This is a genomic window from Bacillus cihuensis, from assembly GCF_000504145.1.
GTDB classification, from domain to species: domain Bacteria; phylum Bacillota; class Bacilli; order Bacillales; family DSM-1321; genus Peribacillus; species Peribacillus huizhouensis.
In genome coordinates this window covers 1,835,582-1,857,201 of sequence record NZ_KI632495.1, presented here as the reverse complement: position 1 = coordinate 1,857,201, position 21,620 = coordinate 1,835,582, and the positions used below count along the sequence as shown (strand labels likewise).

The 21,620-nt window shown below is 38.1% G+C and carries 17 protein-coding genes and 1 other annotated feature; of the genes, 15 read left to right on the top strand and 2 right to left on the bottom strand.

Annotated features, from left to right (window positions below; translation table 11 throughout):
• Nucleotides 1-270 precede the first annotated feature (270 nt).
• A complete protein-coding gene (locus V179_RS0114675) occupies nt 271-1,032 on the bottom strand; it encodes a CsxC family protein (RefSeq protein ID WP_028392140.1) in 762 nt (253 codons plus the stop codon).
• Nucleotides 1,033-1,543: 511 nt separating this feature from the next.
• Nucleotides 1,544-3,457 (bottom strand): DUF7852 domain-containing protein, encoded by a 1,914-nt coding sequence (locus tag V179_RS0114670; protein WP_152534737.1) that lies wholly within the window; start codon nt 3,455-3,457, stop codon nt 1,544-1,546.
• Nucleotides 3,458-3,716: 259 nt separating this feature from the next.
• Here V179_RS0114670 and V179_RS0114665 point away from each other — a divergent pair, with 259 nt between their 5' ends.
• The 15 genes from V179_RS0114665 to clpX all read left to right on the top strand — a co-directional run bounded on the left by V179_RS0114665 (nt 3,717) and on the right by clpX (nt 21,541).
• Nucleotides 3,717-3,971, top strand: a complete 255-nt coding sequence (locus V179_RS0114665; protein ID WP_407637250.1) for a DUF4183 domain-containing protein — start codon at nt 3,717-3,719, stop codon at nt 3,969-3,971.
• A gap of 306 nt (nt 3,972-4,277) precedes the next feature.
• Nucleotides 4,278-4,514: a hypothetical protein gene (locus V179_RS28015; RefSeq protein WP_034301205.1), complete on the top strand. Its 237-nt coding sequence runs from the start codon at nt 4,278-4,280 to the stop codon at nt 4,512-4,514.
• 362 nt (nt 4,515-4,876) lie between these two features.
• Nucleotides 4,877-5,425 carry a sigma-70 family RNA polymerase sigma factor gene (locus tag V179_RS0114650; RefSeq protein WP_028392137.1) on the top strand — a complete coding sequence of 183 codons (549 nt, stop codon included), beginning with the start codon at nt 4,877-4,879 and terminating at the stop codon, nt 5,423-5,425.
• Nucleotides 5,410-5,817: a PadR family transcriptional regulator gene (locus V179_RS0114645; RefSeq protein WP_028392136.1), complete on the top strand. Its 408-nt coding sequence runs from the start codon at nt 5,410-5,412 to the stop codon at nt 5,815-5,817. The genes V179_RS0114650 and V179_RS0114645 overlap by 16 nt, the downstream gene beginning before the upstream one ends.
• A gap of 4 nt (nt 5,818-5,821) precedes the next feature.
• A complete protein-coding gene (locus V179_RS0114640) occupies nt 5,822-7,096 on the top strand; it encodes an FtsW/RodA/SpoVE family cell cycle protein (protein WP_028392135.1) in 1,275 nt (424 codons plus the stop codon).
• 302 nt (nt 7,097-7,398) lie between these two features.
• Nucleotides 7,399-7,657: a binding site (T-box leader), on the top strand.
• Nucleotides 7,658-7,771: 114 nt separating this feature from the next.
• Nucleotides 7,772-9,490, top strand: a complete 1,719-nt coding sequence (gene ilvB / locus V179_RS0114635; RefSeq protein WP_028392134.1) for an acetolactate synthase large subunit — start codon at nt 7,772-7,774, stop codon at nt 9,488-9,490.
• On the top strand, nt 9,487-10,005 hold the full coding sequence (gene ilvN, locus V179_RS0114630; protein WP_028392133.1) for an acetolactate synthase small subunit: 519 nt from the start codon (nt 9,487-9,489) through the stop codon (nt 10,003-10,005). The genes ilvB and ilvN overlap by 4 nt, the downstream gene beginning before the upstream one ends.
• 95 nt (nt 10,006-10,100) lie before the next feature.
• Entirely contained in the window at nt 10,101-11,132 is a 1,032-nt protein-coding gene (gene ilvC, locus V179_RS0114625) for a ketol-acid reductoisomerase (protein ID WP_028392132.1), read from the top strand.
• Complete coding sequence (locus V179_RS0114620) at nt 11,119-12,651, top strand: 2-isopropylmalate synthase (protein ID WP_028392131.1); 1,533 nt, start codon at nt 11,119-11,121, stop codon at nt 12,649-12,651. The genes ilvC and V179_RS0114620 overlap by 14 nt, the downstream gene beginning before the upstream one ends.
• 174 nt (nt 12,652-12,825) lie before the next feature.
• Nucleotides 12,826-13,923: a 3-isopropylmalate dehydrogenase gene (gene leuB / locus V179_RS0114615; RefSeq protein ID WP_028392130.1), complete on the top strand. Its 1,098-nt coding sequence runs from the start codon at nt 12,826-12,828 to the stop codon at nt 13,921-13,923.
• A 483-nt stretch (nt 13,924-14,406) separates the two neighbouring features.
• Nucleotides 14,407-15,822, top strand: coding sequence for a 3-isopropylmalate dehydratase large subunit (leuC, locus tag V179_RS0114605; protein ID WP_028392129.1), 1,416 nt, complete (start codon nt 14,407-14,409; stop codon nt 15,820-15,822).
• 15 nt (nt 15,823-15,837) lie between these two features.
• On the top strand, nt 15,838-16,437 hold the full coding sequence (gene leuD, locus V179_RS0114600; protein ID WP_028392128.1) for a 3-isopropylmalate dehydratase small subunit: 600 nt from the start codon (nt 15,838-15,840) through the stop codon (nt 16,435-16,437).
• Nucleotides 16,438-16,754: 317 nt separating this feature from the next.
• On the top strand, nt 16,755-17,789 hold the full coding sequence (locus tag V179_RS0114595; RefSeq protein WP_028392127.1) for a tetratricopeptide repeat protein: 1,035 nt from the start codon (nt 16,755-16,757) through the stop codon (nt 17,787-17,789).
• 177 nt (nt 17,790-17,966) lie between these two features.
• Entirely contained in the window at nt 17,967-19,262 is a 1,296-nt protein-coding gene (tig, locus tag V179_RS0114590) for a trigger factor (RefSeq protein WP_028392126.1), read from the top strand.
• 1,013 nt (nt 19,263-20,275) lie between these two features.
• Nucleotides 20,276-21,541 (top strand): ATP-dependent protease ATP-binding subunit ClpX, encoded by a 1,266-nt coding sequence (clpX, locus tag V179_RS0114585; protein ID WP_028392125.1) that lies wholly within the window; start codon nt 20,276-20,278, stop codon nt 21,539-21,541.
• The last annotated feature ends 79 nt before the right edge of the window (nt 21,542-21,620 follow it).

The following is a 21,620-nucleotide window of genomic DNA, read 5'->3' as shown; positions in this document are numbered from 1 at the left end:
AATATTGAATTTCCTTAAAGTATAACGATTGAATACATAAAATTAAAGTAGGTCGGGAGTTCGAATCTCTCCTGGGACGTTAATAATAAGTAAAAAACTGATATTTAAGGATCTCGAGATTAAATGTAATCAAGAGTGTCCGATAATATCAGTTTTTTTATGATTTTACCCCTCATTAACGGGCAGTAAGACCCCCAACTGCCACTGCTTGAAGCTTCACTTTATAAACAATCACATCATTTAGTTACTTTCGAAATACAGTCTAGCGTATTAACCAAGAGTAATTCCTGTCGTTGAGCCAGGGATTACTTGATTTCCAGTTACTTGGATTTGTTGGACTTGTAATACTTTTAACGTTAAGTCCATAACAATTTTTTCACGCAATGTGCTAAACGCTTGTTCAGGTTCTACCATAGTTGGGGAAAAATCAAGTTCAAAGAAGTTGGCACGTACTAATTCACCAAAAGGTTGTTCATTGTAATTCACAAGGTTTTGGAAGAAAAATTTATCCAAACGAGGAGCTAGTTGATTTGTTTCATTAAGGAACATAGCAGAGTTGGCTGATGAAGCAGCTAAAATTGGGAATAAGATGAAATCTCCCGCCATAAGGTCTGCGAACCCAGAAAATGGCACGTCTGCAATTCGATCAAACAAGGTTCCATTACACTCTGTTGAAGCATATTCAATATTTTTACGGATGAATCCGGAAACAAATAATTTAGCTCTTGTTACGTTAAAAAAGTTAGTCCCGGCAATTGGGGCAAATTCAACAGGAACTAGTTTGACTTGATTTAGAAATGCATTCTTATGCACTCGTTTAATTTCCGTTGCTGCTGGTGAAAGTGAAATATCTGCTTCTACAACAATTTGCAATGTTCTTTCAGCTACTACAACCGGGATTTTAAGAGTTGGCGTTCTAGCTACAGTAACTAGTGGTGTTGCTTGATCGTTTAATGGAATTTGTTCTGTCGCATTGACCGGACAAGGTGGGTTCACTTGTTGTATTGATGGATCGTTCGAGTTATTGCTCATAAGGTAATCTCTCCTTAATATTTTTTATTTTTAAAAATCCTTACGAAATTACTATATTCAGAAAGTTTTTTGAAGTATAGGTTAATGGAGTGATAACTTTACCCTTTTTTACGTGCAGTATTTTTACAGACATTTCCGAACGAGAAAGAGCACTCCTTCAGAGGAGGGGTGGTAGTGAAGTCGAAACAGGCATGCTTTTAGACATGTTCAGTTTCGATTTTTTTTGTGCTATATGTACACGTATCATTTTAAAAAAGTGGTTAAGGAAAACGGAAAGCGTAATAGGCACGTGCATTACTCTGTTGATGAAAGGTTTTTCTATCGTGTGTTGTTCACCTAAGTTTTCCCGCTGCGACTTCCTTTTTGGAGTTTGTACGTGAAATGTTTGCTAAAAAGAATCCCACTGCTTTAGCTGTGGGATTAGTCAATATTAGGTGTGGAGGCACATTCTTCAATGTTGGGCTTGATTCCCGCCTTTTTTTGAAGCGAATCATGAGTCTCTCAGGTTTATTTAACTTGGGAAAATGGGGTGGTTTTCGTGCTCGTCGTACCTGACTTTGACATGTTGTTCTTGTAATAAATGGACGAATGTAACTAACACTGTTTTCTGGTTTAATTGTTTTTCATTCGTTTCATTTTTTTTGTGAATGGTATTTACTTGAACTGACTCAATAGGAGTATTGCCATTATTAGCATGATCCGCTTCTGATAAACATGTATATTCATGAATTTCAGAACTAATTAACCGACAATACGGCTGCTCTGGATAATAAGTTACAGTGTTGACTAGTTGAGTATTAGTTTGAGGGATTTTTTTATTGTTTGGATCAATAAAGTCAAATGTTTTTTGAGTACTTGTTTGAAAAACAGGTGGATGGAGAAAACTATCAATTTCGACAAAAGTGGAGAACGGTCTTTTTTTTGTTATTGAATGAACTTTCCCAACTTTGTAAAGTGGGTCTGATTCAAGATTGTGATCATCGGCTGTATATTCAATGTTTTGAATGAGATGCCCTTCTATAAATAACTTTCCTTTTAATGCTTTAGACATCCCGTTATCTAATGGCTTAGAAAATTCAGTTGGGATGAATTGACTATTTAATAAGACTATTTTGTTAGAAATTACGTTAATCCACATAAAATTCTCTTCAAACAATAGCGTTTCTTCTAGACAAATATCTATTTTGTATTCCCCTACTACAATGGGAACTCTAATATTTAAAAAATCAAGGGAAGCGCCAGCTTGATTATTTTTTTCCTCCGTTTTATTAATGGGTGAATCATGTACGGGAAAGACAATTGAATCATCTTTGCTTCCATCTTCAATGGTACCAGTAGGATCGTTCGTATCAAAAGCAGAATCCGTTTGAAAATTATGCTGGTCATTTGACGGTTCATTCATGTTTTGTTGATCATGAATTTCAGTTTCCAGTTCCATTTCAGAAATTTGTTCAATATCTATATATGCAGATGATTCACAAGGATTCCCGTTGATTTCTGTATGACATTCTTCGTTCAAATCATCATCTTCTAGGGGGTTCCGATGGTTAGACATAAGTGTTGATAAGGATGAATCATCTTTGCATATTTCATCAACAGTACCAGAAGGATCGTTCGTATCAAAAGCAGAATCCGTTTGAAAATTATGCTGGTCATTTGACGGTTCATTCATGTTTTGTTGATCATGAATTCCAGTTTCCAGTTCCATTTCAGAAATTTGCTCAATATCTATACATGCAGATGATTCACAAGGATTCCCGTTGATTTCTGTATGACATTCTCCGTTCAAATCATCATCTTTGCATATTTCATCAACAGTACCAGAAGGATCGTTCATATCAAAAGCAGTATCCGATTGGAAATTATGCTGGTCAATTGTCGGTTCATTCATGTTTTGTTGATCATGAATTTCAGTTTCCAGTTCCATTTCAGAAATCTGCTCAATATCTATACATGCAGGTGATTCACAAGGATTCCCGTGAATTTCTGTATGACATTCTTCGTTCAAATCATCATCTTTACATATTTCATCAACGGTACCAGAAGGATCGTTCATATCAAAAGTAGAATCCGTTTGAAAATTATGCTGGTCAATTGTCAGTTCATTCATGTTTTGTTGACCATGAATTTCAGTTTCCAGTTCCATTTCAGAAATCTGCTTAATACCTTTACATGCAGATGATTCACAAGGATTCTTGCGAATTTCTGTATGACATCCTCCGTTACAATCATCACCTTCTCGGGAGTTCCGGCGGTTAGAAATAAGTGTTGATAAAATATCGTTCATGCTAGTTGTAAAATCATTATTGTTATAATTGCAGTAGGGGAAATTAGAATTTTTATGAACTCTAGAAGAATTAACCTCTCTTATATGTCTGGATAGGATATCCTTCAACTTCTTAGAGTTAAACCGTGGAGTCTTCACTACATTCAACTCCTAAATGAAACTTTTACTCTGTTAGTTATGTATGCTTTTTTTTCGCTAATGTTCCTATATGTCTAAATATATTCTGCTGGTTAATAGAAGCCATTATTTTTGCGTAAGAACGTAAAATGAGTATATTGAGTGGGAGTTAGAGTCTCACTATCTTTTAAGTGAAAGGTAAAGAACGCTCATATGTCCAATCAATCTATAAATAATCTGAATAATTAAAGGAAAAGGGGTGAAAAGATGGGATATACCTATTCCAGTGAATCAATTTACAAACGATGATGGGAATCTTGCAACTGGTTATCCAATCGACGCAACTGAATTGACTACAGACGCTGGTACTGCTGCTACAGCATTTCCAGCTTCATTTGCGTATTACACTCTTTATATAAATGCGATGGTTCAAACTGCAGATACTTCATCAGTTACTACAACAGCTATCACAATTCCTGGTGGAGACGTATTAGATCCAGCTACACCGATTGTTGTTGAATTTGTCGTAACTTAAACGAATTACAGGGGATCAAAATCGGACAAGTATATTGAAAGTTCTTTTCATAAATTGAAAAGCAACAAAATACGGGAAAACAGCTTTATTAAAAAAGAACTATTTAGTGGATAACGGAAGCGGGAAACTTTAAAAATATAAGGTTTTCCGTTTTTTACAGTTCATTTGCGCCGTTGTCTTAGCGGACATTTAGCTCATACATCACTATAAACCATCTTCCTTTGTTACCAAAAACTATAAAGTGCCCACTCCTCTTAAAGGGAGTCAGCATAAACTGATATCATCTTACTTGAGAGGAGATTTTCGGTGAATAGACAATTCTATGGTCCGTATCATTATGGTTGGCATCCATACCATCCATACCATCCATACTATCCATACACCTATTATTACAGCTCTCCTTATGCACCGATTGTAGGTTCGTATGGAGGATTTGCAGGAGTTGGAGGATTAGGTGAGCATACAGCATTTTCAGGAGGAATTCCGGGGGTTTCTCACGTTGGCGGCGTAGCAGGACTTGGTGCCATTCACGGCAGATGGTAACGAAAGACTGACAGGTAAAATTTTAGTTAAAAAGCGAGACGAATGAAAATAGCTCGCTTTTACATAAAACTCCCATGAGTGTCTGCTCTCAACTCAGACGATGAAAAAGGTTCAGGCTCTAAAAATTGTATCATTTTATAAAGATGGCGGTGTGGAGGTGATTTTGTGAAGCCATGCCCCTTTTCCCCAGAAAAAGGATTATGTAACAAAACAAGTTCATCAAGACCTTTTTTCGGTTTCGTTGATTAGTAGTACGAGTTAAAGATTCTTATAGGACCACAACAAGCATATAAAAATTCACACAATATAAAACTAATTCTTACATAAAGTCGTCTAAGATATAGAGAGAAAGGGTGAGATACGTGAAGGAGTTAGTTGCAGAAGTTCTCCGAAGTGGCGAGGAGGACGCACTACTTGATGAAATCATGATGACATATGGACAAGATATATTGCAGCTTGTTTATTCGTATGTGAAAAACCTTCCATTGGCAGAAGATTTAACCCAGGAAATCTTCGTGAAATGCTATCAAGCACTGCCAAGGTACAGGGGAGAGGCGAAGATTCGTACTTGGCTGTGGCGAATCGCGATCAATCATTGTAAAGATTACTTGAAGAGCTGGTATTACCGCCAAGTCGAATTAAATGCTGGAAATTATGCTAATTGTCAAGCGGTGGATCATGTTGAACAAGATATTATTCAAAAGGATGAGGATAAAGTATTATCAGATGCTGTCATGAACCTCCCGGTGAAATACAGAGAAGTAATTTATCTATACTATTTCCAAGAGCTTACGATTAAAGAAATGGCAGAAATGACAGGGAACAGTCAGAGCACGATTAAAACAAGAATGCGCAGGGCTAAACATATTTTAAAAAACAGTTTGGAGGGAACAGCATGGAAAATCGATTAAGACAATTGAAAAAAGCGATGCAAACTACGGTTTTTTACGACGTGAAATTTTCAGAAAAACATCAGAATAAGATTCGTCAAGCCATTGTAAACGAAGGAGCAGGTGAAGAGGAAGTCATACTTACCATATTTAGAATGTTGAAAAATGAAAAAAGCGGCTTTGAAATCATGGCTGTTTTGACGAGTAAAGGAAATGCGAAGTTTGCTGACAATGAAGGTTTCCTGTACGCATTGCTACATGATTTAGAACAAAAAGATTACATACAGTCGTGTTGGGGAACTTCTGAGCAAAAATTATACAAATTGAATGATAAAGGACGGAAGTTGTTGAGCAAAGCAGAGACAAAAAAACAATCAGCCTCATTTGTTTTTCAAGCCGTAATGGGTGGCTGATTTTATGAAAAAAGAGCAGTTTTTGTCCGAAGTATCGCGTAGCATTCGTTCTAAGGAAGCTTGCAAACTTGTTGAAATAGAGTTGAATAATCATTTGAAACAAACCAAAGAAGCTCTAAAGAAACAGGGATTAAATGATGAGGAAGCTGAACAAAAGGCCGTTTTAATGATGGGGAATCCAATTCATCTTGGGCGAAAAATGGATCGATTGCACCGTCCGAAAGTGGATTGGAAAATGATTGGCTTGTTTTTGTTTATCATTGTTCTTGGAATGGTGCCAATATTTGTATTCGAATCTGAACACACGGCGATGGCTTTTATTCATAAGTTCATTGTTACGCTTATTGGTATTGCTTTTGCCACAATTCTCATGTTTTTTGATTATCGAAAATTGCAAAAACTAGGAATTGGCTGGTTTGTGATCGGTTGGGGAATAATTTCTTTTGCGCTCATTTCAGGAAATAGGGTAAACGGAAGTGCTACTCTTGTGTTAGGACCAGTTTCAACGGATATATCGATCACACTGCCACTCTTTTTAATAGGATGGGCAGGGGTTTTTCGAAATGAAAAAATGAAAATGTATATGGTCGTAATTTTATATCTAATAACAAGCTATTTAATTGTATTAACCCCAAATCTTTTCGTTTTCGGCATGTTCACGATTATTACTGGTGTCATGTTGTGGGGAAGTCACTTTGCGAAAAGGAAAATCATTTGGTCTTATGTTATCTCGTTGGTAACTGTGGCAGTGGTACCGCTATACGCCTGGTTTACCACTGGAATTAAGGAATATCAACTAGTACGTTTATTGGCGTTTCTAAATCCTGAAAAATATGCAGAATCATCTGGATACCACTATGTAAAAATGAAAGAACTTAGAGATGGAACCGGATGGTTTTGGCAGTCACTTCCCGAATCAGGATCTTTGTTACCAGAAAGTACAACGGACTTTGTTTTTATTTCTTTATCATATACCCTTGGTTGGACATTTGCGGTCGTGTTAGGAGGTACATTAGTGTTGCTGATCTTACGCATGTTTTACGTTGTTAAAACGGTCCGTGATGGATATGGAAAAATACTTGTAATCGGTGCATTAAGTCTTTTTGCTTTTCAGGTAATGTTTAATCTTGGGATGTCATTTGGGGTATTTCCGATCATGAGTGTATCACTCCCATTTATAAGTTACGGCAATATGCAGGTTCTGATGAATGCAGGTATTATTGGTCTTGTGTTAAGTGTTTATCGAAAAAAGGATTTGGTGCGAGCTATGACTTTATAAGTGAAAAAGAGAATTTTCTTCAAAAAAGAAATTCTCTTTTTTCATGTTTCTATAATTTTTTTAAAAGGTCAAAAATTCTATTAATATAGAAAATAAGTCACAGCAATGATGTAAGCGGATTCAATTTATTTAATAAAATCGAATAGTCAAATAATTAGGAAAAAGGTATTGACGTGCCTTAAATATCAGCGTAATATAAGTTTCAATACAACAGCTTTTACATTCTTCTAAAAATTAAAAGAATTTAAAAAGTTGGCCACTACTCAAACATTAAAGAGTAATATAATAATAAAATTCAACATGTTAAAGCATTGATGAGGATAAGTAGTCTTTTGAGCAGACATTTACAGAGAGCCGGGTAGCTGGAAGCCGGTAATGTCCAAAAGGTGAACTCACCTCTGAGTTTCAGCCCGAAAGTGTACGAGTAAGGCTGAACGGGTGCCAACCAGCACCCGTTATCAAAATACAGTGCAGAGTGAAATCTGTTTAGAGTGCGTACGTATTTTTTGTGCGAATTAGGGTGGTACCGTGGATAGGATATATAGCCTTTTCACCCCTTTAAGTAATGCAACAGCATGCTTAATGAGGTGAGAGGCTTTTTATATGTTTTTCGCCTTTATTGAGTAAAAGCATTACCACAATCAAACACAAAATTAGCGAAGGAGGTCTTTTCAAATGACAGAAAAAGCAGTGGTAACAGCCAGCAAAGCGGAACATCAAGTAAAAAGCGGGGCCGCTTTTCTGATTGATGCCCTGAAAGAGGAACAAGTTGAAGTCATTTTTGGATATCCGGGTGGAGCTGTTCTACCGATTTACGATGAAATTTATCGGTCAGGCATGAATCATATCCTATCTCGTCACGAACAAGGATCCATTCATGCTGCTGAAGGGTATGCCCGAATTACTGGAAAACCGGGGGTAGTTCTTGCCACTTCTGGTCCAGGAGCAACCAATATTGTGACTGGCCTAGCAGATGCCATGATTGATTCCATTCCTTTAGTCGTGTTCACTGGCCAGGTTGCTACATCCATTATTGGCTCAGATGCATTTCAGGAAGCGGATGTGATTGGCATTACAACGCCAATTACAAAGCATAACTACCAAGTAAGAAAACCGGAAGACCTCCCGCGCATTATTAAAGAAGCGTTCTATATCGCTTCAAGCGGGCGGCCAGGTCCTGTACTCATCGATATTCCAAAAGATGTGGCGATATTGGATGGCAAAGTTGAAGGTGAACCGGTAATGGATTTACCAGGATACCAACCGAATACACAGCCCAATTATTTGCAAATTAGAAAATTAGTTGAAGCTGTCAGCAGTTCGAAAAAACCAGTTATTTTAGCTGGAGCAGGCATCCTGCATGCAAAAGCATCTGAACATTTATTGCAATACGCAGAGCAACAAGGCATTCCAGTTGTCCACACACTTTTAGGACTCGGCGGATTCCCTGCAGATCATCCATTATTCATCGGAATGGGCGGCATGCACGGTATTTATGCCGCAAATATGGCACTTTCAACATGTGATTTGCTCATTAACATCGGCGCTCGATTCGATGACCGATTAACTGGAAATTTGGCAGCTTTTGCGCCAAACGCTAAGGTTGCACATATTGATATCGATCCTGCTGAAATTGGGAAAAACGTACCGACGAAGATCCCGGTTGTTGGATGTGCCAAAGAAGCACTCGAGCAGTTGGTCGCTCAAGACGGCAAGAAGCCTGAGCTTACTGAGTGGATTAAAACATTGCAAGATTGGAAGCAAGAATTCCCATTTGTATACGACAGAGAGTCGGAAAAGCTGAAGCCTCAAAGAGTAATTGAACTATTACATGAAAAAACAGCTGGTGATGCGATTGTTGTCACAGATGTTGGCCAGCATCAAATGTGGGCGGCCCAATATTTTGGTTTTACAAAACCGGATGCTTGGGTAACGTCTGGCGGCCTTGGAACGATGGGATTCTGTATACCGGCAGCGGTCGGTGCTCAAATAGCTGAACCTGATGCAACAGTATTTGCCGTAGTTGGAGATGGCGGATTCCAGATGACGAGTCAGGAATTAGCTGTAATGGCTGAATTAAACCTTCCTGTCAAAATCATCATCGTGAACAATCATGCTCTAGGGATGGTAAGGCAATGGCAAACGGATTTCTATGAAGAACGTTATTCTCATAGTAAATTCGATTATCAACCAGACTTTATTAAATTGGCAAATGCATATGGTATTCCGGCTTTCAAAGTGGATAATGAAGCTGATGCTAGTGCGAAACTTGATGAAGCACTTGCGATCAAAGGGCCTGTACTTATTGACTTTGATGTAGAAGCTGAAGAAAATGTCTATCCGATGGTAGCGCCAGGTAAAGGACTGCATGAAATGGTAGGTGTGAAGCTATGAAGAAAGGCATTCTAACCCTAACTGTAAACAATCGTCCTGGTGTACTAAACCGAATTACGAATTTGTTTACGAAGCGAAACTATAACATTGAAAGCATCTCTGTTGGTCAATCTGAACAAGAAAATATCTCAAGAATAACCGTAGTTGTTCATGTTGAGGATGAGAACGTCATTGAGCAGATGACGAAACAGTTAAATAAACAGATTGATGTATTAAAAGTAACAGATATTAGCAATCAATCCATTGTAGCGAGAGAGTTGGCACTAATAAAAGTGCTTGCTTCAAGCCAAACTCGTACGGAGATTTATTCCTTAATAGAGCCATTTCGCGGCTCGGTTATTGATGTCAGCAAAGATAGCCTGACGATACAAATTACAGGTGAATCCGATAAGGTCGAAGCGTTCATTGAATTGCTCAAGCCTTATGGAATCAAAGAACTTGCGCGAACTGGCACAGCAGCCTTCCCGCGAGGAACACAAAAACAATCGGTTGTAAAAAGCTTCACGATTGTCTAATTAAGTGAAATTTCCATCATCGGTGGGTTTTTCAATAGATAGTAAGTTAAACTGGGAAAATTAATAATTAATGAGAAAAAGGGAGATGCATTAAAATGACAAAAGTATATTATAACGGTGACGCAAACGAAACGTATTTAGCAAATAAAAAAGTAGCGGTAATCGGGTATGGTTCACAAGGACACGCTCATTCACAAAACCTTCGCGACAGCGGTGTTGATGTAGTAATTGGTCTTAGAAAAGGAAATTCATGGGATAAAGCAGAAGAAGATGGTTTCCAAGTTTACTCTGTTAAAGAAGCAGCAGAACAAGCAGACGTAATCATGATCCTTCTTCCGGATGAAATGCAACCAAAGGTATACAAAGAAGAAATCCAACCAGTACTAAAAGCAGGTCAAGCTTTGCTTTTCGCTCACGGATTTAACATTCACTTTAATCAAATCGTACCGCCTGCAGATGTAGATGTTCTACTAGTTGCTCCAAAAGGTCCTGGTCACCTTGTAAGACGTACGTATGAGCAAGGAGCAGGTGTACCAGCATTATTTGCCATCTATCAAAACGTAACGGGCGAAGCTCAAGAGTTAGCTCTTGCTTATGCTCAAGGAATCGGTTCATTACGTGCTGGTGGTTTAGAAACGACATTTAAAGAAGAAACAGAAACAGATTTATTCGGAGAGCAAGCTGTACTTTGTGGTGGGCTAACTTCTTTAGTAAAAGCTGGATTCGAAACATTAACAGAAGCTGGTTACCAACCAGAAGTAGCTTACTTCGAATGTTTACATGAATTGAAACTGATCATCGATTTAATGTACGAAGGCGGATTAGAAAACATGCGTTATAGCATTTCTGATACAGCTCAGTGGGGAGATTTCGTTTCAGGACCACGTGTTGTCAATGAAAATGTAAAAGCAGAAATGAAAAAGGTACTAAAAGACATCCAAGATGGCGAGTTTGCTAAAGGCTGGATTCTAGAAAACCAAGCGAATCGTCCAGTATTCACAGCAATCAATAACCGTGAAAACGAACACCAAATTGAAGTAGTAGGCCGTAAGCTTCGCGAAATGATGCCTTTTGTACAACAGCAACAAAAAGCTAAGAAAGAGGTGGTGACTGTTGCGAAAAATTAATATTTTCGATACTACTCTTAGAGATGGTGAGCAATCAGCAGGCGTGAACCTGAACTTTTCTGAAAAAATAGAAATTGCTTTCCAATTAGAAAGATTAGGCGTAGATATTATCGAAGCGGGATTCCCAGCAGCATCAAAAGGTGATTTTGCATCCGTTCAAGAAATCGCTAAAAAAATTCGCACAAGCTCGGTTACCGGGCTTGCGCGAGCGGTGCAAAGTGATATTGATGCAGCGTGGGAAGCGTTAAAAGACGGTGCGGAGCCAAGATTGCATACGTTTATTGCCACTTCTCCTATCCATCGTGAATATAAATTAAAGCTATCAAAAGAACAAGTTGTGGAACGCGCAGTACAAACAGTAGCGTATGCTGCTAGTCGCTTTCCGCTTGTCCAATGGTCAGCAGAGGACGCAAGTCGGACTGAGCTTGATTATTTAGCTGAAATTGTAGAAGCGGTAATTGGTGCAGGAGCGAGAATTATTAATATTCCAGATACGGTTGGTTATACAACGCCAAAGGAATATGCCGAAATTTTTACGTATCTGCGCAACCATGTTCCTTCTATTGATAAGGTGCAATTATCAACACACTGTCATGATGATATTGGGATGGCTACAGCAAACTCACTGGCTGCAATTGAAGCAGGTGCCACTCAGGTAGAAGGCACGATTAACGGAATCGGTGAACGAGCTGGGAATGCAGCACTTGAAGAAGTCGCAGTAGCGCTACATATCCGTAGTGACCATTATCAAGCAAATACAAGGCTTACGCTTAATGAAATTAAACGAACAAGCGATATGATCAGTAAATTGACAGGTATGGTCATTCCACCAAACAAAGCGATTATCGGCAGAAATGCATACGCCCATGAATCCGGTATTCATCAGGATGGCTATTTAAAAGAGAAGTCAACGTATGAAATTATCTCACCTGAACTTGTCGGAGTTTCTGCAGATGCATTAGTTCTTGGCAAACACTCTGGACGACATGCATTTAAGAACCGTCTGGATGAGTTGAAATTATATGTAACCGATGAAGAAATGAATCGCCTATTCGTCCAATTCAAAGCATTGGCAGATCGCAAAAAAGAAATGACAGATGAAGATCTAGCTGCACTTGTTCTTGAAGAAAAAATGTCAAAAGATGATCGATTCTTTGAATTAGATTCTTTACAGATTACGTATGGAACGAACCAAGTTCCAACGGCAACTGTTACCTTAAAAAATGGAAATACAGATCTTATTCAAGAAGCGGCTACAGGCGCTGGAAGTGTAGAAGCTCTTTACAATACACTAGAAAGATGTCTGGATAATAAAGTGAATCTGCTTGATTATCGTATCCAATCTGTTGGAGCAGGTCGTGATGCATTGGCACAAGTTTATGTGAAAGTTCGTTATCGCGGAATGGAAACGAGCGGACGAGGCCTACATCAAGATGTGTTAGAAGCATCTGCAAGAGCGTATTTAAATGCGGTAAATCGCATTATTTATCTAAGTGAAAAAGAGCCCGTTTTACAATAACAGCGAGAAGTTTTGTTCATTAAACGATAATTAACAGTCTAGAAATTCGAAAAGCTTAAGAGGCTGTCTTATAAGGAGTCTGACTCCTTATGAGACAGCCTCAATCTAAAAGATAAAGAAATTCAACAGCTGTTTTACTCATTTTTTTGAACATCCTCTAGAAAGGAGAGAAAGATGAAAAGGAAAATTGCAGTATTGCCTGGAGATGGTATCGGAAAAGAAGTGACGGGAGGTGCAGTTACAATACTCGAAGCTGTTGCTGAAGGTTTCGATCATGAATTCACTTTTGAATATGGTCAAATTGGTGGGGCGGCGATTGATGCAACAGGTTCGCCACTTCCAGATGAAACGGTTGAATTGTGTAAATCAAGTGATGCAATTCTTCTAGGTGCCGTTGGTGGACCAAAATGGGATAATGAGCCCCCTCATTTACGCCCGGAACGCGGGTTGTTGAAAATCCGGAAAGATTTAAATCTTTATGCCAATCTACGGCCAATTAGCTATTTTTCTAGTTTGTCAGAAGCCTCTCCATTAAAACAAGAAATAATTGAAGACGTTGATTTTATTATTGTACGAGAATTAACTGGGGGCTTATACTTCGGGAAACCAAGTGAACGGACAACTTTTGAAGGGAAAGAAGCGGTCGTTGATACGCTATTTTACCAAAAAGAAGAAATGAGAAGAATTATTGAGCTATCATTTGAAATTGCGAGCCAAAGACAGAAAAAAGTAACATCTGTCGATAAAGCGAATGTGCTTGAATCAAGTAGATTATGGCGTGAAACGGCTGAGGAAGTGGCTAAGAATTATCCTGATGTTACATTAGAGCATATGCTAGTCGATAATGCTGCCATGCAATTAATTCGCAATCCTAGACAATTCGATGTTGTGGTCACAGAAAATATGTTTGGGGATATTTTAAGTGATGAAGCATCTGTTCTTACAGGTTCACTCGGTATGCTATCTTCCGCATCGATTTCCGTTGAAGGACCTAGCTTGTTCGAACCGATTCATGGTTCCGCACCAGATATTGCTGGCCAAAACATTGCGAATCCGATTGCGACGATTCTTTCAGCTGCATCGATGCTTAGACTATCGTTCGGATTGGAAAAAGAAGCAGAAGCGATTGAAAAGGCGGTTCATTCTGTCCTTGACTCAGGGTTCAGAACGAAGGATATCGCAGGGAAAAGTACAGAAAGCTTGTCGACTGAAGAAATGATTGCTGAAATTAAAGCGACTCTTCTAAGCGAAGTTACAACGTCAAATAAATAATTTTGATTCATTAAGAAGATGGCTCAAATAAGCCTTCCTACAGTCCTTTAGATGGAGGAAGCGACTTTTTTGAGCTATTTTAAAAAAGTTATGCTTAAGAATCATGTTGATTGCATTTACAAGTGGATCACGAAAAGCCTGCATTACAATCAACAATTATTTTTAACAGAAACTAAAAAGAAACAACCTGGATTTTTCTTATGAAGGAAGAATGTATAAAAACCATAAACTAGCGCCACTTAGGTAAGTTTGAGCGAATGTGACATTTTAGGTTTTTACACATTGTCTAGCTTAACTTTTAAAAGATTGGCTTTGTTAAAGAAATATGTGATTTCTGATTTGTTGATTGAAGTGCCAGAAACAAAATCAATAACATGTATAACAGAGCCATAGGATTAGAAAGCTGTTTAAGTTAAGTGTTTCAACCTTTTATTCTTCATAAATGAAAACAGCTAGCTTAATAAATTTGCGAGGTGAAAAAGCATGGGAAAGTCAATTATTGAAAAAATTTGGGAGCAACATATTGTCCATCAAGAGGAAAATAAACCGGACTTATTATATATTGATTTGCATTTCATTCATGAAGTTACTTCACCGCAAGCTTTTGAGGGATTACGAATGAAAGGTCGGAAAGTAAGGCGACCAGATCGGACGTTTGCGACGATGGATCATAACGTGCCGACGATCAATCGTTATTTTATCCAAGATGAGATTGCTTTGAAGCAGTTGACGGCTCTTGAAACGAATTGCCGTGATTTTGGAATTGAGCTTGCAGATTTGAAAAGTCCTGATCAAGGAATTGTTCATGTAATTGGTCCGGAAATGGGATTAACACAGCCTGGGATGACGATTGTTTGTGGAGATAGCCATACATCAACTCACGGTGCATTCGGTTCGATTGCGTTTGGGATTGGAACAAGTGAAGTAGAGCATGTTTTTGCAACACAAACATTGTGGCAAACAAAACCGAAAACGTTAAAGCTAGAAGTGAATGGAAAGTTACAATTTGGCGTAACGGCGAAAGATGTTATTTTGTACGTGATTGCTAAATACGGTGTGAATTTCGGAAATGGTTATATTGTTGAATATTGTGGTGAAGTGTTCCGAAATATGTCAATGGAAGAGCGTATGACAGTATGTAATATGTCGATTGAAGGCGGAGCACGTGCTGGGTTAGTTAGCCCAGATGAAACAACTTTCTCTTATTTAAAAGGCAGAAAATTTGCACCAAAAGGTAAAGAGTTTGAAGAATGTGTGGAGAAATGGAAACTTCTTGCTAGTGATGAAGATGCCGTGTATGACCGAGAAATTACAATTGATGCTCAGCAAATCTCGCCGATGGTGAGCTGGGGAACAAATCCTGGTATGGCCAGTGCTGTAGATGGAAATATTCCAGTTGGATCAAGTGATACGATCGATGAAAAAGAACTACAACGTGCTCTTGAATATATGGGATTAGAGGAAGGTATGCAAATTACAGATATTCCGGTTCAACATGTATTCATTGGATCATGCACGAACTCAAGAATTGAAGATTTACGAAAAGCAGCAGGTGTGATCACTGGTAAACAAGTGCATCAAGCAGTTCGGGCAATGGTTGTTCCCGGTTCACAAAAGGTTAAAAAACAAGCAGAAGAAGAAGGTCTTGATGAAATCTTTAAGTCTGCAGGTTTTGAATGGCGGGATTCTGGCTGTAGCATGTGTTTAGGAATGAATCCAGATGCTGTTCCGGCAGGTGAGCATTGTGCGTCAACGTCCAATCGAAATTTCGAAGGTCGTCAAGGAGCAGGTGCAAGAACGCATCTAGTTAGCCCGGAAATGGCAGCAGCAGCAGCGCTATATGGAAAATTTGTTGATATTCGAAACATAGCAAACCAATCAGAAATGCAATTACATTAATTTAGGAGGTGCAATATGGAACCAATTACGGTATACCGAGGAAAACCGGCAGTTTTAGACCGAAACAATGTTGACACAGATCAGATTATTCCGAAACAATTTTTAAAGCGAATTGAACGGACAGGTTTTGGCGAATTTTTATTTTATAACTGGCGATATAAGGAAAATGGAGAACTTCGTGAAGACTTCGAGTTAAACCAACCTGAGGCCGCTGGTGCATCCATTCTAGTGGCGGGTGAAAATTTCGGCTGCGGATCTTCAAGGGAGCATGCACCTTGGTCACTACAAGACTATGGTTTTCAAATCGTCATTGCGCCTTCATTTGCAGATATTTTTAAAAATAACTGCTTAAAAAATGGGATTCTACCAATTGCTTTATCGGCAGAAAACGTATCTTATTTAATGAAGGAAGCCAAAAATACGGACGTTGAATTCACAATTGATTTACCTAATCAAAAGGTTTTCGGACCAGCTGATTTTGTTGCGGAGTTTGAAATTCACCCATATTGGAAAGAGATGCTTGTAAACGGCTGGGATGAGATTTCAATCACACTGCAATATGATGAGCAAATTTCTAAATATGAAAATACAATAGACGTTATGTCTACGAAATAATTGCATAGCATGGCCAAATGGATCAGACTCATACAAATACCTAAAATGATGTGTTCAAACACTTATTTGAAAGGTATATAGTTGTAGTGAAGTCTGGTCCTTTTGTTTTGATTTGTTCCACGTAAATGAGTATAAGTGAGAACAGATAAAATCAAATTTCTAATGCTAGGCCTAATTCTTGAATAATTTACCTAAAACTCACATGAAACGTAAATTTACTCCATTTTGCCACTCAATTTTTAGTTAATTTTTGTATTGCGAAGAAAACAATGCTAAACTAATTGCTAGAAAAATATATCGACAGGCGGAGTTATACGATGGACGGTAAAAAGAAACAAAAGCAAGAAGGAAATGTTGTTCCGTTTCCTAATTTGGGCAGTAGGCTAGTGGAAAAGGGTATGGAACATATCGAAAAAAGAGAGTTTAAGCGTGCAGCGGAATTGTATAGCCAAGCAAGAGAGATTGATCCTGAGAACCCCGATGTAAATGTCGGTTTAATCGTTTCATTTGTCGAAATAGGTCTCTATACAGAAGCGCGGGACTTGTGTAAAGAGATGCTTCATAAAGGAATTGGTGACTATTTTCAAATAGTAAGTATCTATTTAATGGTTTTACTCCAACTTAATGAGCATGAAGAAATGGTTACGACAATCGAAGCGCTATTGGATGATAATCAAGTACCTCATGACAAAATCGATCAATTTAAAAAGATGCTTGCCTTTAGTACTAGAGTTTTAGAAGAGAATGAAAATATGTCTGTAGAAATCGAAGAAGAGAAACGAACGGAAGCAGAGTTTATTGATGATGAGTGGTTTGCTGGAAAAACCGACGAAGAAATTTTTAGGAATATAAGTCGATTATCAGAAACGAATATTCGAGCTTTTATGCCATCTGTTCAAAAATTTCTGTTTGACGAATCCGCGCATCCTTTTCTGAAGACGCTTTTGCTCCATATTCTCCAAGAACAGGAATATGATAAAAATGTCCGGGTAACAAAGCTCTCACAAGAGATGGATATCATACCAACGGAAATACTCCCTATGAAGGATACGGAATTTTTCAAAACCGTTACGTCCCTCGTAGCAACACAATTAGAACAAGAAAATCCATCCTTACTAACAATGGCCACTTCTCTAATAGAAAGGCAACAATTTATCATGTACCCAATCGCACCTGAGAAAAGCAGCTTTCCAATTTGGGCGTGTGCCTACCATGCTGTAGCAGAGAGCTATCAAACAGGTGAAGATACAGTCATTGAAAGAGCTGTTCAATATGGAGTAGGTCCGGATTCTGTACAAGAAATGATTCTCCAAATTCATACAATTGAAGAATTTTCTTATGGGAATATTTAATGTATTGCTGTTGAAACGAGGGAACCTGTGTTATAATGTAGGGGTTGTAATGTCTCGTTTTGTTATAAAACGAACAGACCCTAATTCATTAGGGTATGGTGATGCTTGTTAGGAATAGCATAGCAGATTCATCCATTGCTTATTCATTTTAGTATATAGATTTTTGGAGGGAAACACATGTCTGTTAAATGGGAAAAATTAGAAGGTAACCAAGGCGTACTAACTATTGAAGTAGAAGCTGGTACTGTTAACGAAGGTTTAGACGCTGCGTTCAAAAAAGTTGTAAAACAAGTAAATGTACCAGGCTTCCGTAAAGGAAAAATGCCTCGTCAAATGTTCGAAAAAAGATTCGGCGTAGAATCTCTTTACCAAGATGCACTAGATATCATTCTTCCAGAAGCATACGCAAATGCAGTTGAAGAAGCAGGAATCAACCCAGTTGATCGTCCTGAAATTGACATTGAACAAATGGAAAAAGGCCAAAACCTTATTTTCAAAGCAAATGTAACAGTTGCTCCTGAAGTTAAATTAGGTGAATATAAAGGTCTTGAAGTAGAAGCAGTTAGCGCTGAAGTATCAGACGAAGATGTTGAGAAAGAAATCAAAACTCTTCAAGAACGTCAAGCTGAGCTAGTTGTAAAAGAAGAAGGACAAGCAGCTGATGGCGACACAGTTGTGATCGACTTTGAAGGATTCGTTGATGGCGAAGCATTTGAAGGTGGAGCATCTGAAAACTATACATTAGAGCTTGGATCTAATAGCTTCATTCCTGGTTTCGAAGCGCAATTAGTTGGCCTTGAAACAGGAGCAGAAAAAGATATCGAAGTATCTTTCCCTGAAGAGTACCATGCTGCTGAGCTTGCAGGTAAACCTGCTGTATTCAAAGTGAAATTACACGAAATCAAAACAAAAGAACTTCCTCAATTAGATGACGAATTCGCAAAAGATGTTGACGATGAAGTTGAAACACTTGCTGAATTGAAAGAAAAAACAAAGAAAAAACTTGAGCATGACAAAAAACACCAAGCAGAAAACGCAGTTCGTGACGCAGTTATCGAACAAGCAACTGCAAACGTGGAAGTTGACATCCCTGAAGTTATGATAAATAACGAAGTAGATCGCATGATGAAAGACTTCGAACAACGTCTTCAATCTCAAGGCTTGAACATGGAGTTATACTTCCAATTCTCAGGACAAGATGAAGAAGCACTTAAAGGCCAAATGTTAGAAGAAGCGAAAAACCAAGTTCGTGTAAGTCTAACTCTTGATGCAATCGTTAAAGCTGAAAACATCGAAGTAACGGACGAAGATGTGAATGCAGAGGTTGAAAAAATGGCTGAAATGTACAAAATGGATGTAGAAAACATCAAAAAAGCACTTGGTAGCCTAGAAGGTCTTAAAGGTGATCTTAAAATCAACAAAGCAATCGACTTCCTTGTTGCAAACAGCAAAACAGTCGCTGCTGCTGAATAATAAAGGCCAATGTGTTTGAGGCTAAGTATTAAAATTTAGCCAAACAACATATTTTGTATTACAATTAGAAACATGCAAGGCACGAGCATTCGTGCCTTGTTTTATACATAATGTAATGAGTTAATATCTTTATATAATATAAACATACAAAACAAATATGGCGTTAAAACGCCACCATCTACCATGAAGGATTAAGCAAGTAGCACGCTACACTCACCTAATCCCAATGGTGGCGGTGCGAAGCCGAATTTAGGGACTTTCTATAATAAAATTAGTATACTTGCAAAGTAGAATGGCTATATTAATTAATCGCGAAGCCCCGTCCCCATGACCTTCATACATAAAAAATGAAAATTTGACATTAGCAGTACGGTAAAAGGCTTATTTTCGACAATATGCATGCGCTAACCGCTATGACTTTAGTAAGCTTAAATTATCATTTAAAAAAATAATTATTTTGATGGGAATTTCAGCATTGATTTTTTTATGAATTCAGTGTAGATTAATTTTAATACCGCATATACATACATAATAAAAGACCCTTGCCTTACTAATACGTGTTCTAAAGGAGGAAGAAATGAACAGAGAAATTGTTCCGATCTACGCCTTTTAGTGTGAGAAATCTATGATGCCATTGCTTGTGTTCGACCTATACTATAATAGTTGAAGCCTTTTGGAGTTATAGAAATGTTTCAATCAAATGCTTAGTAAGCGTTTTCAAAAAAGGTTGGTGCATAATCTACGGCCTTTGCCGTTGGTGTTTTAACTTCCTTTGCACGTCATGTTTTTTAGGTTTGGGAAAGCCTATTACGGGCAACATACATATTATCGATAAGAATTGTACTTATTGGACAACTTTCATGTCTGAAGCATTTTTATTACAAAAAAACTTGGAACATGATACAATGCGGTCTACATCAAAATTTTTATTACCGAGCTTAGCTGTTTATTTCTGTCCAAAAATAAGGCGCTTTAGCTATGTATATAGGAAAATTCTTTAAAGGAGTGAGTCCATGTTTAAATTTAATGATGAAAAAGGACAATTAAAATGTTCTTTTTGCGGAAAAACTCAAGAGCAAGTTCGTAAACTGGTAGCTGGACCAGGTGTATATATTTGTGATGAATGTATTGAGCTTTGTACAGAAATCGTCGAAGAAGAACTAGGAACGGAAGAAGAAATTGAATTTAAAGATGTTCCTAAACCGATGGAAATTCGCGAAATTCTTGATGAATATGTGATTGGACAAGAGCAGGCTAAAAAATCTCTTGCGGTTGCGGTATACAATCATTACAAGCGAATCAATTCAAATAGTAAAGTCGATGATGTAGAACTTGCAAAAAGTAATATTGCTCTCATCGGTCCAACTGGTAGTGGGAAAACGTTACTTGCACAGACATTGGCACGACTATTGAATGTGCCGTTTGCAATCGCTGACGCAACTTCATTAACTGAAGCTGGATATGTTGGGGAAGATGTTGAAAACATTTTGCTTAAACTAATCCAAGCAGCAGATTATGATGTGGAAAAGGCAGAAAAAGGAATCATCTATATTGATGAAATCGATAAAGTAGCACGTAAATCTGAAAACCCGTCCATTACACGTGATGTATCAGGTGAAGGTGTTCAGCAAGCATTGTTGAAAATACTTGAAGGTACCGTTGCGAGTGTCCCACCTCAAGGTGGTCGTAAGCATCCACACCAAGAGTTTATTCAAATTGATACAACGAATATTCTCTTTATCTGTGGTGGTGCATTTGATGGAATCGAACCGATTATTAAACGTCGCTTAGGCCAAAAAGTAATTGGTTTTGGATCAGAAGTGAAGAAAGATGATGTTTCAGAAAAAGAACTGCTTTCTAAAGTGCTTCCAGAAGATTTATTGCGCTTCGGTTTAATTCCGGAATTCATCGGTCGTATTCCAGTCATTGCTACATTGGAGCAATTAGATGAAGCGGCATTGATCGATATTTTAACGAAGCCGAAAAATGCTCTAGTTAAACAATTTGAAAAAATGCTCGAGCTAGATAATGTTATTCTCGAATTCGAGGATGATGCTTTACTTGAAATTGCGAAGAAAGCAATTGAAAGAAAAACGGGAGCTCGTGGACTACGTTCAATTATTGAGGGCATTATGCTTGAAGTAATGTTTGAGCTACCTTCACGTGATGATATTGACAAATGTATCATTACAGGGGCAGCCATCACAGAAAACGAGCCACCTAAACTCGTTCTTAAAGATGGAACAACGATTAACGCAGCTGATAAAACATCTGCATAATCTTCAAAAGGGTTTGATTTCGTACTCTACACACAGCAATACGTGCTATCTTCACGTGTTTCTGGATGATGTTGGGGCG